This is a genomic window from Pilibacter termitis (genome assembly GCF_900167335.1).
Classification (GTDB): Bacteria; Bacillota; Bacilli; order Lactobacillales; family Streptococcaceae; genus Pilibacter; species Pilibacter termitis.
Genome location: NZ_FUXI01000004.1, coordinates 110,304 through 122,997, shown reverse-complemented (window position 1 = coordinate 122,997; position 12,694 = coordinate 110,304). Strand labels below are relative to the sequence as shown.

Below are 12,694 nucleotides of genomic sequence, written 5' to 3'. Positions count from 1 at the left end.
CGTCGATCGAAACTTGCGTTTCGATTAAATAAACGACGTGGCTCACTGCCACAGACTTCAAAACGCCCCTCTACACCTTTCTTTGTCTAGCTACGAGAGGCAGGAGTTGGCGACTGCTCGCAATGTCGCTCGCAACTAACGTTGCGAGTAAATAAACGACTTGGTTCGCTGTCGCAAACTCTTGAACGCCCCTCTTTGCTTTTCTTTGTCTAGCTACGAGGGGCAGGAGTGGGGCGACTGTTCGCAATGTCGCTCGCAACTAACGTTTCGATTAAATAAACGACGTGGCTCACTGCCACAGACTTCAAAACGCCCCTCTTCGCTTTTCTGGTTACCTCTTGTTTAGTTCTTCTATTAGTAATTTTGTTACAACGCTTGGGTTGGCTTGTCCTTTGGTTGCTTTCATGATTTGTCCCATGAGGGCTTTGGTTGCTCTGTCACGTCCGCCTTTAAAGTCTTCGACAGATTGTGGGTTGTTGTCTAAGATTTCGTTGATGATTGGAAGTAATTTCGCTGGGTCTGAGATTTGAATAAGTCCTTTTTCTTCTACGACTTTTTTCGCATCTCCTCCGTTTTTAGCAAGCTCTAAAAAGACTTTTTTCGCCATTTTGCTTGAAATCGTACCGTCCTCAATCAATCCTAACATACCTGCTAAGTTTTCTGGGGTCAATTTCAACTCAGGTAAAGTCAATTTTTCAGCGTTCATATATTGTGAAGTTTCGCCCATAAGCCAATTCGACACTTGTTTTGCATCTGCCCCTAATTTCACTGCTTTATCAAAGAAATCACTCATTTCAACTGTTTGCGTTAAGACCATTGCATCATAATCTGGCAAACCAAGTTCTTTCGTGTAGCGATTTTTACGTGCTTGTGGCATTTCTGGCAAACTTTCTCTTACTTCTTCAATCCAGCGATCACTGATTTCAAATCTTGGAATATCTGGTTCTGGGAAATAACGATAATCACTTGAACCTTCTTTGACACGCATCAAAATAGTCGTTCCGTCAACTTCATTATAGCGACGTGTTTCTTGGCGAATTTCACCCCCGCTAAGCAAAATTTTCTCTTGACGAGCTTGTTCATACTCTAAACCTTTTTTTACATAGTTAAACGAGTTTAAGTTTTTCAGCTCTGTTTTCACGCCAAATTCTTCTTGACCATATGGACGAAGTGAAATATTCGCATCCACTCGCATACTTCCTTCTTCCATTTTCACATCACTGATTCCTGTGAAAAGAATGACTTGTTTCAATGCCTCAAGATAAGCATAAGCCTCCTCGGGACTTCTCATATCAGCCTCTGAGACAATCTCGATAAGTGGCACACCTTGGCGGTTAAGGTCAACATAAGAGTAACCGTCATCTGCGTGGGTATTTTTCCCAGCATCTTCCTCCAAATGAGCTCGCTCAATGCGAATTTTCTTCGTTTTCCCTTCAACTTCGATTTCAATCCAACCGTCATGACCAATCGGCTCGTCAAATTGAGAAATTTGGTAAGCCTTTGGATTATCTGGATAAAAATAGTTTTTGCGGTCAAAATGTGTTGCTTTGGAAATCTCCATATTCAATGCCAATGCTGCACGCATACCAAACTCCATTGCACGCTTGTTCATCACTGGCAACACGCCCGGATAACCCCAGTCGATCACGTTTGTATTCGTATTCGGGTCTGCACCAAAGTGTGCAGGCGTTGGCGAATAGGCTTTCGATTCTGTTTTCAATTCTACATGGACCTCAAGTCCGATTATCGTTTCAAAATTCATTTCGCCACTCCTCCCATAATACTTGGTAATTCTTTATGAAAAGCTGTTGCATTTTCAAACGCAAATGCTGCGTTATACATCGTTTGTTCATCAAAATGTTTGCCGATAATTTGCAATCCGACAGGTAAACCGTCTGAGAATCCTGCTGGAATACTCATCCCCGGAAGTCCTGCAAGATTCACTGGAATCGTCAATAAATCACTCAAATACATGGTGATAGGATCTGCAATATTACTGCCCAGATCATAGGCAACTGTTGGAGCAGTCGGCCCAATGATTAAATCGTACGTTTCAAATACCTTTTGGAAATCTTGTAAAATCAACGTTCTCACTTGCCCTGCTTTTTTGAAATAAGCATCATAGTACCCTGCTGAAAGGCTAAATGTTCCAAGCATAATCCGACGTTTCACTTCTTCACCAAAGCCTTCCGTACGGCTTTTCACATAAACTTCTTCTAAATTATCATGTTGCTCTGTGCGATACCCATAGCGAATCCCGTCAAAACGTTGCAAATTACTACTTGCCTCGCTACTTGCGATAATGTAATAAACTGCTACGCCATATTTTGAATGTGGCAAACTCACTTCTTCAACCGTTGCCCCAAGTTTGCGGAACGTCTCTGCCGCTTCTAAAATACGTTGTTTCACTTTCTCATCAATTCCCTCACCTAAATATTCTTTTGGCAAAGCAATTTTCATTCCTTGAATATCACCATTCAAATACTTCGCAAAATCTGGCACTTCACGTTTTGCACTCGTGCCGTCTTTTTCATCAAAACCAGAAATCGCCGTAAGAGCGAGTGCGTTATCACGTACATTGCGAGTAAGTGGGCCAATTTGGTCAAGACTTGAGGCGAACGCAATCAAACCAAAGCGTGAAACACGTCCATAAGTTGGTTTCATGCCAACAATTCCGTTGAAAGATGCAGGCTGACGAATACTTCCGCCTGTATCACTTCCTAAGCTAAGTGGCACTTCTCCGCTTGCCACCGCTGCTGCTGAACCACCAGAAGAACCACCCGGCACTTTCGTATGATTCCACGCATTTTTCGTTTGTTTGAATGACGAATTTTCCGTAGAACCCCCCATAGCAAACTCATCCATATTCAATTTTCCAACGGTAATTAATCCAGTAGATTTCACACGTTCCATAACCGTCGCATCATAAATCGGATTGAAATTGTGCAGAATTTTACTTGCAGCTGTGGTAAGGATTCCTTTTGTAACAATATTATCTTTAATCCCAATCGGTAATCCTTTGAGCAGTTCGCTCTCGCTTATTCCCTCTTGGTCAATTTTTTCCGCTTGCTCAAGAGCCGATGATTTTGTCACAGATAAAAATGCGTCCACATTTGGCTCTACTTTTTCAATTCTATCAAGTGTTGCTTGTGTCAACTCCGTTGCTGAAATTTCCTTTTTCACTAATAAATCATGCAAATCACTTAGTGATTTTTGATACAATTCACTCATTATGCACCCTCACTTCCGTCATCTAAAATCGCTGGCACTTTGATAAAGCCGTCTTGTTTTTCAGGCACATTTTTCATCAATTCATCTCTTGATGTACCTTTTGTCGCTTTATCCTCACGCAATACATTGATTGCATCTACTACGTTTGAAGTAAATGCAACACCTGTTGTATCTACTTCTTCCAATGTTTCAATCATGTGAATAATTTTGCCAAAAGTTTCTGTAAATGCGTGCAGTTCTTCCTGTGGAAAATCTAGCTTTGACAAATTTGCAACGTGTTTTACATCTTTTTCTGTAATTTGCATAATGCCCCTCACTTTTCTTATTTCATTATTAAAAGTCTAACATCCTGTTTATTTTAACACTTTTTCCTCTGATTTTGTAGGATAGACCATAGAATTTTAAAAAAGAGGTTAGGAAAATACTTTCACGTATCATCCTAACCTCCACGTAAGGAGTTATCTTTACCTAAATGCTTTATTTCCTAGGCAATTGGTAACGAAGTTTATTTTTTCACGATAGTCCCCGAATTTCCTTTGACTACCGCATCCAAATTTTCAAGTGAGCTGATAACCGCCACACCTTTTGGATAGTTTTCAACAAATTCAACTGCCGCCTCAACTTTTGGCAACATACTTCCCGGAGCAAATTCACCGTCAGCGATATATTGTTTCATTTCTTCGACGGTTACCTCCTCTAGTTTTTTCTGTTCTGGTGTATTGTAGCGTATAAAGACATTTGGCACACCTGTCAAAATAAGGAGCATATCTGCCTCAACTGCCTCAGCCAATTTTTCAGAGGCGAAATCTTTGTCAATTACTGCTTCACGACCTTCTAGTTTCATTCCTTTGCGAACAACTGGCACACCGCCACCGCCGACAGAAATCGTTACTACACCTTCATTTACCAAACGTTTGATAACATTTGCCTCTTCAATAGCGATAGGTCTTGGACTTGCAACGACTTTTCTCCAGCCACGTCCTGCATCTTCTTTGTAAACACCGTCCGTTTTCGATTTCGCTTCTTCTTCTGTGAAAAATGGGCCAATCGGTTTGGTTGGATTGTGGAAAGACGGATCATTTTCGTCTACCACTACTTGTGTTACGAGTGAAACCACTTCTGTGTCAAGTCCTTCCATGCGACAGGCTTCACGCATTGCTTGTTGCAACCAATAACCGATAGAACCTTCCGTCATCGCCACACAAGTATCAAGCGGTAAAACAGGATTTTTCTCACTTTCCGCTGCTTGCTGTTGCAATAAGAGATTGCCAACTTGAGGACCATTTCCATGTGAAATAATCAACGAATCTCCATTTTTTATAAATTTTACAAGTTGTTTTGCTGTTTTGTGAAGTGCCTCTTGTTGTGCTTCTGCGGTAGGTTTGTCAACCAAAATCGCATTTCCTCCAAGTGCTACGACAATTTTTCTACTCATTTTTTATGCCTCCATGCTTCTTCCTATTTTCTAGCTGCGAGAGGCTGAAGTTTGGCAACTATTCGCAGTGTAGCAGTAAATAAACGACACGGCTCACTGTTACAAACTTCAAAATTCCCTCTCCGCTTTCCTATTTTCCTTTACACCAGTATAATCATTTTCTTTCTCTTTTTACTTAGTCAAAGAAAACAAATAAATACTGAATTGTTGTCTTTTTTATACAAATCAAATCGTAATCATTCCACTTATCAAACCGACAAGTGCGACAATGAATAAAATTACGATAATGCTTGCGTAAATTTTTTCCTGTATGTTTTCAAATAATGGTTTATCATTTTCTTTTTGCACCATAGAATACACAATCAACCCCGGTGCATAAAGCAACATGGTCAATAAGAAATTCGTTACTCCTGCTGCATAAACAAGCCAAACACCAAAAATACTTGCAAATAAACCAATAAGAATATTTTTCATAGCCCCTTCGCTCGTTGATTTTTCTTGCAAGGAAAGTTTCAGCTGATAAAATCCCGTCAACGCATAAGGAATTAAAATAGCACTCGTTGCAAGCGAGTAAGCAAAATTATATGCTTGCTCTGTAAACAAAAGCGTAAATAAGAAAATTTGAATTAAAATGTTGGTGAAAAATAACGAATTAACAGGTGCTCCGTTTTTATTTTCTTTCGAAAATAGTTTTGGAAACGAACCTTGTTTTGCCGCCTCATAAGGCAATTCTCCAGCAAACATTGTCCATGCAAGCCATGCTCCAATAACCGAAATAATCACTCCAACATTCACAAGCTGTGCTCCCCATTTTCCAACGATTGACTCGAGCAAATATGCCATAGCAGGTTGTTTTAACTCTTGAAGTTCTGAACGTGTCATTACTCCAAGCGAGAGAACGGTCACCAACACATAAATCGAAATAACCGCAATTAATCCAATAATCGTTGCTTTTCCGACATCTGATTTTTTCTTTGCACGACCTGAGAATACAACTGCTCCTTCAATCCCAATGAAAACCCAAACCGTTACAAGCATGGTACTTTTCACTTGTTCAATAACAGAAGGAATACTTGCACCTTTCCCCCACGTGCTTGCCAGTTGTCCCCAAAAATCAGCTGTAAACAAGCCAATTTTGAACGCAACCAGAGCGGATACTAAGAAAATACATAACGGAATTAATTTTGCAATTGTAATAATCGTATTGATAAATGATGCACTTTCTACCCCTTGTAGAATCAATAAATGCACTGCCCAAAGCATTACACTTGCTCCGATAATAGACGGAAGATTTGAGCCGTTCTCAAAAATCGGCACAAAATAGGCAATTGAACTAAATAAAAGTGTCCCATATGCTACATTACCAAGCCATGCAGAAAGCCAGTAACCCCATGCAGAATTAAAGCCCATATAATTGCCAAACCCCTCTTTTGCATAACTGTAAACACCAGCATCAAGGTCGGGACGTTTTGCGGTCAAATTTTGAAAACAAAAAGCAAGCATTGTCATTCCAAGTCCTGTGACAATCCAGCCGATAATGACTGCAGCAGGGGATGCTCCGCTTGACATATCTTTCATCAAGTTAAAAATCCCGCCACCAACAATTGAGCCTATTACTAGCCCTACAAGTTGGATAAGACTTAATTTTTTCATTGTTCCTTCTCCTCGTAAAATGTATTTTTATCCTGTTTCATTTATGGTTCTCTTTAAAAGATAGAAAATTCCAAACAATCATTTATTTCTTCTATCCTTTGAAAATAAAGGACAGAGAGAGCATTTCTCTCCGCCCTATGTTTTGAGAATCCTTTTTTATAGCGAGCTAGGAAGTGCTGAGATTTTGTCGTTGCTCGCAATGCCACAGACTTCTTAACGCACTTCTACGCTTTTCTTACGATTTTCTTACGCTTTTGGAATGAACAGATTGCCAAGTGTTGCCGCCATAATTGCTTTGATTGAGTGCATGCGGTTTTCCGCCTCTTCAAATTGACGTGCATATTTAGAGCGGAATACTTCATCTGTTACTTCCATTTCAGTCAAACCATATTTTTCATTGATTTCTTGACCATATTCTGTTTCAATGTCGTGGAATGCTGGTAAGCAGTGCATGAAGATTAACTCATCATCTGGTGTACCCGTCATTTTCATCATATCCATATTTACACGGTATGGAGTCAAAAGTTTCACACGACCTTCCCAGTCAGATTCACCCATAGAAACCCATACATCTGTATAAATAATGTTGGCACCTTTTACACCCTCAGCAATATCTGCTGTCACTTTTGGTGTAGCACCACTTTCTTTGGCAAATTTATTGGCAAAATCAATAACTTCTTGCGTTGGGTGTAATTCTTCTGGTGCAACGATATGCACATTCACACCTAGCATAGAACCTGTCACCAATAGAGAATTTGCCATATTGTTACGTCCGTCACCAACGTAAACAAGTGTCAAACCTTTAAGGTAACCAAAGTTTTCTTTCACTGTCATAAAGTCTGCAATCATTTGAGTTGGGTGCCACTCATCTGTCAAACCATTCCATACTGGTACACCAGAGTATTTCGCTAAGTCTTCTACTTCTTGTTGAGAGAATCCACGGCGTTCGATCCCGTCAAACATGGAGCCTAATACACGTGCAGTGTCTTCCGTTGACTCTTTAATACCAAGCTGAATATCATTTGCTCCTAAGTATTCAGGGTGAGCACCTAGGTCAATGGCAGCTGTTGTAAAAGCAGCACGTGTACGTGTAGAAGTTTTTGCAAATAACAACGCAATATTTTTTCCTTCTAAATAACGATGTGGAATATTTTCTTTCTTCAATGCTTTCAAATGCAAAGCAAAATCAATAAAATATTCGATTTCAGCAGGGGTGAAATCTTTTTCCGCTAAAAGTGAACGTCCTTGAAATACTGAGTTTTTAATTCCTTTAAATTCTTTTGTCATGATTTTCTCCTTACATGGTTTTCGATTATTTTTTCATTTACTTAGTGAAAGACACTTCAAGAAGAGAGTATCTTTCACTAAGGAATATTATGTCGTCATTTATTTTAAATCTTCACGCACAAGTGGTTGGCTCATACAACGTGGGCCACCACGACCACGTGACAATTCCCCTGAGAGAACTTCTAGTACACGAAGTCCGTATTCACGCAACACTTCATTCGATACATAGTTGCGGTCATAAGTAACAACCGTGCCCGGTGCAATTGCAAGTGTGTTACTTCCGTCATTCCATTGCTCACGAGGGGCAACAATCGCATCTCCTCTACCTGTTGGAATAAGCACCAATTCAGAAAGATTCAACACTTCTTTCAATACATCTTCGATATTATTGCGAAGTGTAATCGTCATGCCAAGCTCATTGTTCGCTTTTTCGATAACGTAAACATCCATTTTACCGTCTGAATCCAAAATCGCTGGATGAATAGTAAATTTGTCGTAGTCAACCATTGTGAATACTGTATCTAAGTGCATCATTGCACGATTGTTTGGTATTTTAATCGCCAACACTTTTTCATAGCCAGAATTATTTTTGAATAATTTTTCAGCCAATAATTTGATTGAGTGGGCACTTGTACGTTGACTAATACCAACAGCTAGAACCGTGTCACTTAAAACAAGTTCATCGCCACCTTCAATATGAGCACCTGTATAACGATCCAACCACACTTGAATCCCGCTATCCGCAAAACGTGGGTGGTAGTTCATAATCGTTTCAATGAACAAACTTTCACGCTGACGAGCAGCAAATGTCATACGGTTGACCGTCAAACCATTCCCAATAGAAGCAATCGGGTCACGTGTGAAGTAAAGGTTTGGCATTGGGTCTGTAAGAAATGGATAATCATCTAATGTGTCCAAACAAGTTTGATGCGGAATTTCCACTTCATGTTTGCGAATACCTGCCATGATTTTTTCAATCATTTGGTCATTGTTCATAGAACCTAAATATTCAATGACCGCTTGTTTTTGATAATCAGAAATAAGTCCAGATTCATCAATCATTTGTTTCAAGAAACTTTGTTTTACTTCTTCATTAACAAGTGATTCTGCTGCTAATTTTTCAAGGTAAAGAACTTCTACCCCTTCTTTTCTCAGCGTATCTGCGAAGTAGTCGTGTTCTTTTTGAATGTTTTCAAAGAACGGAATGTCATCAAACAACAATCTCTCCATTGTGTCTGGTGTTAGATTTTCCACTTCTCTCCCCGGGCGTTTCAAAAGAACCGTTTTTAATTTCCCAATTTCACTTTTTACATGGATTGGATATGCCATTTTTGTTTCCTCCTATTTTTCGCTCGTTATTGAATATGAGCGGTAATTTCTTTTGTCAATGGTTACTTTAGCTAAAATTTTCTTTGACTTCCTTACACACTTAGTATAGTTGTAAGCGATTCATAAATCTCGAAATTTTTGCGAGTTGAAAACCCAAATATTTGGCGTCTATTTCAAAATATACATTCTTATTTTGTAAACGTTTTTATTATTCATTTTTAACTTTTATTTTATTCATTTATTCTATAAAAATTCATTTATCTTTTTTAAAAAAATATTTTTTTGCTAGTTGACAGCGTAATTTTTTTCTTCTTTCTCCCATTTCACGACTTTTTTCTTTCAAAAAATGGAGTTTTACGATAGGATAAAGAGAAGAAAAAAATCTGGAGGTTCACATGAAAACCAAGCTACTTATTGTCGCAACGCTAATTATCGCCGTGCTTGCCGCAGTATTCTTTTACGCTCAACATTCGATAAAAGCTACGAAAAAAACTAGTGTTAAAAATGAAATCCCGACTGTTTTCGTCCACGGTTCTAGCGGAGATGCTTATACATTTTCAACTATGCTCGAGCAAATAACGATTGAACGGAAAAATTCCATTACACCGCTTATTCTCACGATCGCACCTGACGGAGCAATCAAAGAAAGTGGAAAACTTGACAAAAAAAGCGATATGCCCGTTATTCAAATTGGCTTTGGCGACCCAAATAGTACGATTGAAAATCAAGTGACTTGGATTCATCATGTACTTTCTTACTTGAAAAGTCAACACAAAATCACTGCAATCAATTACGTTGGCTATTCAGACGGTGGGGTCGTGGGACTAAATTATTTAGAAAAATACGGTCAGCAAAAATCTTTGCCGCAAATCAAGAAAATGGTCACAATTGGTTCTCCATTTAACGACCAGTTACCGAAAGCTGAAGATGAAACCATTGCAGAGGTCTTAAAAGTCGGCCCACAGGACAAATCGGAGCGTTACCAAGCATTTGCCAAACAAATTAATGATGTACCACAAACTATTTCTTTCCTATTAATTGCAGGAGATGTTGAGAAAAATGAACAAGGAGACACCGTTGTACCACTTTCTGACGCCCTAAGCGTTTATTCCTTGCTCAAACAAAACCACAATCCTGTCAAAAAAGACATTGTAACAGGAGAGGAATCTACGCATATGCATATGATTACCCAAAACAAAGAAGTCCGAGAAGATATTCAAAACTTTTTATGGAAATAAACAAAATGCCCTCAAGTAATTGAGGGTTTTTTAATTTTTTTAGAAAATCTTAATATTCCCTTCGTTTGCAAGTCCTCCTTTCCCGCATAAATAAAGCAATTCATCCTTTTGAAATCATTATTTAATCAAAAAGAAATATTTATCTTTGTGTTTTTAGTTTTTATTTAAGGTAGATTTAAGAAAATGGTTGTATAATCCTTTTACATAAGGATACCTCTAAAAAGCCAAAACTAACAATTTTGGGTAAACGTGAGTTTTTAGAGGTAGCCTAAAGTAAGGAGATGAACTCATGAAAACGAAAATAAAATTTTTAATCGTTAGTACACTTGCGATTCTTTTCATTACATACCTCGCCTTAAATTTTGACAGCAAGCCAATTTTGGCGGCAAAAAAAGATGATACACCGACTTTATATATTCACGGTTCAAGTGGAACAATCAATTCTTTTGGTGGTATGCTCGCACGTATGGAGAGTGATCAGCAAACAAAAAAAGAGCTTATTCTCACCATTTCCCCAACTGGAGAAATTACACAAGAGGGAAATTACAAAGTAGGAAGTATCAATCCGTCCATTCAAATACTTTTCGAGGACAACAAGAATACGATTGAAAATCAAGTAATTTGGTTGACAAAAATTATGCGTTATTTGAAAGAACATTATCAAATAGATGAAGTCAATCTTGTCGGTCATTCTGACGGTGGCATTGTCGGTTTAACATATCTCGAAGAATATACGAGTGACCTTACTTTGCCCAAAGTCGTGAAATTTATCGCCATTGGCTCTCCGTTTAACTCGCAAATTCCATTGCAAAAGGGCGAAACAATGGAAGATGTGTTAACAAATGAGCCTGAAAAACAATCTTCTCGCTACGAAAATTTCAAAGCAAATATTGATAAAATTGACAAACACTTGCCGATTTTATTGATTGCAGGAGATGAAAACAGCGACAATCAAGGTGACGGAACCGTACCACTTGCGGATGCGTTGAGCATTTATCCTGTAATGGTAAAATCAAATGACAATGTGCAAAAAATAATTGTCACAGGCGAAAATACAGGACATAGTGAACTACATGAAAATCGTGAAGTGGATAAATTGGTGGAGAAATTTTTGTGGAATTAACATAAGAGGTGGCTGATTTCCTAAGCCACCTCATTTTCATTTGTCAAATTTTCTTAAATAATCACTCAATAATTCCAATCCCTTGAGTAATTCCTCTTTTTTACAGCAATAGCCTACTCTTGCGTGATTTGGACGGTCAAAAGCACTCCCCGGGACGAGTAGAACACCTGTTTCATTTAGCAAATCTAAGCAAAATTCTTCATCTTTTTGCGGAATATCTAACTTAATAAACGAAGTTGAAACAAAATTTGGTGCTACAAGTGTAACTCTTGGTTCACTTTCCACCCAATTTTTTAAAATCTGCAAGTTTTCAGCAACGATTTTCTTGTTGCGACGGAGAATTGCCGCTTTATTTTTCAAAGCATGAATCGCCAGTTCATCAGACAATACACCGCCACAAATCATTGTGTAATCACGATATTTACGAAATTCCTCGGTAATTTCTGCACTTGTTGCCACCCAGCCAATGCGAATACCGGGGAGGGAGTAGGTTTTGGATAGCGAATTGGTCGAAATGCCACGCTCGTATATGTCTGCAATTGACACAAAATCGCCCTCACCAAGTGGGGCGTAGACTTCGTCTACCAAAACGTAAGCATCTACTTCTCTTGCCATTTCTGCAATTGCAAGTAAGTCCGATCTCTCCAAAAGTGTTCCTGTTGGATTGTTGGCGTTGTTTAGGCAAATCATTTTCGTGTTTGACTGAATTTTTGCACGCAATTCTTCCAAATCTAGCGACCAATTTTTCTCTTCTTTTAGCTCAACGAAATCAACGTTCGCCCCAATAGATTTTGGAATTTCATAAAGTTGCTGATAGCTTGGGAGCATGGAAATCACGTGGTCACCTGAATTCACCAATGCGTAAATTGCCAAAAGATTGGCACCTGTTGCACCGTTGGTTTGCAAAATATTTTCTTCTGTCAAATTTTGATAAAGACTTGCCACCAAACGCTTAAACTCCTCACTTCCCTCTATCCAACCGTAATCAAGCGAAAGTGTTGCTCTTTCTTTAAAAAATTCCTCTACGCTCGTCCCGTCTAAATTTAGCAGTTCTTCTAAGGTAAAAGCAGAAATCGAACTTTGTGAAATGTCAATTTTCGCCCGTTTTTCATACTTATTTAACCATTCCTCGACACCGAAATTTGCAATTTTCAATATAGACTCTCCTCTCTGCAAACTGTGTTCGCTCAAAGTCTTTTCTTTGTCTAGCTGTGAGGGGCTGAAGTCTGGCAACTGCTCGCAATGTCGTTCGCAACTTCGTTGCGAATAAATAAACGACATGGTTCGCTGTTGCAGACTTCAAAACGCCCCTTTTCGCTTTTCTTTGTCTAGCTACAAGGGGCAGGAGCTTGGTCGCTGTTCGCAACAGCACTGGAAACTATGTTTCCAGCAAGTAAA

General features: G+C 38.9%; 12 protein-coding genes. 2 read left to right on the top strand and 10 right to left on the bottom strand.

Annotated elements, in window-relative coordinates; translation table 11 throughout:
• Positions 1–70: 70 nt before the first annotated feature.
• The 8 genes from B5D30_RS13450 to arcA form a co-directional block, all read right to left on the bottom strand.
• Positions 71–247 carry a hypothetical protein gene (locus B5D30_RS13450; protein ID WP_159443177.1) on the bottom strand — a complete coding sequence of 59 codons (177 nt, stop codon included), beginning with the start codon at positions 245–247 and terminating at the stop codon, positions 71–73.
• Positions 248–331: 84 nt separating this feature from the next.
• The gene (gatB, locus tag B5D30_RS02760) at positions 332–1,762 is read right to left on the bottom strand and encodes an Asp-tRNA(Asn)/Glu-tRNA(Gln) amidotransferase subunit GatB (protein WP_078806509.1); all 1,431 of its coding nucleotides are present in this window, start codon (positions 1,760–1,762) and stop codon (positions 332–334) included.
• A complete protein-coding gene (gene gatA, locus B5D30_RS02755) occupies positions 1,759–3,231 on the bottom strand; it encodes an Asp-tRNA(Asn)/Glu-tRNA(Gln) amidotransferase subunit GatA (protein ID WP_078806508.1) in 1,473 nt (490 codons plus the stop codon). Before gatA ends, gatB begins: the two co-directional genes overlap by 4 nt.
• Positions 3,231–3,536 carry an Asp-tRNA(Asn)/Glu-tRNA(Gln) amidotransferase subunit GatC gene (gatC, locus tag B5D30_RS02750; protein WP_078806507.1) on the bottom strand — a complete coding sequence of 102 codons (306 nt, stop codon included), beginning with the start codon at positions 3,534–3,536 and terminating at the stop codon, positions 3,231–3,233. Before gatC ends, gatA begins: the two co-directional genes overlap by 1 nt.
• 200 nt (positions 3,537–3,736) lie before the next feature.
• Complete coding sequence (arcC, locus tag B5D30_RS02745; RefSeq protein WP_078806506.1) at positions 3,737–4,666, bottom strand: carbamate kinase; 930 nt, start codon at positions 4,664–4,666, stop codon at positions 3,737–3,739.
• 225 nt (positions 4,667–4,891) lie between these two features.
• A complete protein-coding gene (gene arcD, locus B5D30_RS02740; protein ID WP_078806505.1) occupies positions 4,892–6,319 on the bottom strand; it encodes an arginine-ornithine antiporter in 1,428 nt (475 codons plus the stop codon).
• Between the two features lie 246 nt (positions 6,320–6,565).
• Positions 6,566–7,606: an ornithine carbamoyltransferase gene (argF, locus tag B5D30_RS02735; protein ID WP_078806504.1), complete on the bottom strand. Its 1,041-nt coding sequence runs from the start codon at positions 7,604–7,606 to the stop codon at positions 6,566–6,568.
• Between the two features lie 99 nt (positions 7,607–7,705).
• On the bottom strand, positions 7,706–8,935 hold the full coding sequence (gene arcA, locus B5D30_RS02730; protein ID WP_078806503.1) for an arginine deiminase: 1,230 nt from the start codon (positions 8,933–8,935) through the stop codon (positions 7,706–7,708).
• Between the two features lie 395 nt (positions 8,936–9,330).
• Between arcA and B5D30_RS02725 the strand changes: the two genes are divergently transcribed.
• Positions 9,331–10,173 carry an alpha/beta hydrolase gene (locus B5D30_RS02725; RefSeq protein WP_078806502.1) on the top strand — a complete coding sequence of 281 codons (843 nt, stop codon included), beginning with the start codon at positions 9,331–9,333 and terminating at the stop codon, positions 10,171–10,173.
• A 289-nt stretch (positions 10,174–10,462) separates the two neighbouring features.
• Entirely contained in the window at positions 10,463–11,296 is an 834-nt protein-coding gene (locus tag B5D30_RS02720; RefSeq protein ID WP_078806501.1) for an alpha/beta fold hydrolase, read from the top strand.
• 36 nt (positions 11,297–11,332) lie between these two features.
• Here the strand turns inward: B5D30_RS02720 and B5D30_RS02715 are convergent, their stop codons facing one another.
• Both B5D30_RS02715 and B5D30_RS13100 read right to left on the bottom strand, forming a co-directional pair.
• Positions 11,333–12,451, bottom strand: a complete 1,119-nt coding sequence (locus B5D30_RS02715) for an aminotransferase (protein WP_078806500.1) — start codon at positions 12,449–12,451, stop codon at positions 11,333–11,335.
• Positions 12,411–12,668 (bottom strand): hypothetical protein, encoded by a 258-nt coding sequence (locus tag B5D30_RS13100; RefSeq protein WP_144399456.1) that lies wholly within the window; start codon positions 12,666–12,668, stop codon positions 12,411–12,413. The genes B5D30_RS02715 and B5D30_RS13100 overlap by 41 nt, the downstream gene beginning before the upstream one ends.
• Positions 12,669–12,694: the final 26 nt, after the last annotated feature.

Excerpts from the sequence above, each read along its gene's own strand:
- gatB (WP_078806509.1), bottom strand. The coding sequence starts at position 1,762 with ATGAATTTTGAAACGATAATCGGACTTGAGGTCCATGTAGAATTGAAA.
- gatA (WP_078806508.1), bottom strand. The coding sequence starts at position 3,231 with ATGAGTGAATTGTATCAAAAATCACTAAGTGATTTGCATGATTTATTA.
- gatC (WP_078806507.1), bottom strand. The coding sequence starts at position 3,536 with ATGCAAATTACAGAAAAAGATGTAAAACACGTTGCAAATTTGTCAAAG.
- arcC (WP_078806506.1), bottom strand. The coding sequence starts at position 4,666 with ATGAGTAGAAAAATTGTCGTAGCACTTGGAGGAAATGCGATTTTGGTT.
- arcD (WP_078806505.1), bottom strand. The coding sequence starts at position 6,319 with ATGAAAAAATTAAGTCTTATCCAACTTGTAGGGCTAGTAATAGGCTCA.
- argF (WP_078806504.1), bottom strand. The coding sequence starts at position 7,606 with ATGACAAAAGAATTTAAAGGAATTAAAAACTCAGTATTTCAAGGACGT.
- arcA (WP_078806503.1), bottom strand. The coding sequence starts at position 8,935 with ATGGCATATCCAATCCATGTAAAAAGTGAAATTGGGAAATTAAAAACG.
- B5D30_RS02725 (WP_078806502.1), top strand. The coding sequence starts at position 9,331 with ATGAAAACCAAGCTACTTATTGTCGCAACGCTAATTATCGCCGTGCTT.
- B5D30_RS02720 (WP_078806501.1), top strand. The coding sequence starts at position 10,463 with ATGAAAACGAAAATAAAATTTTTAATCGTTAGTACACTTGCGATTCTT.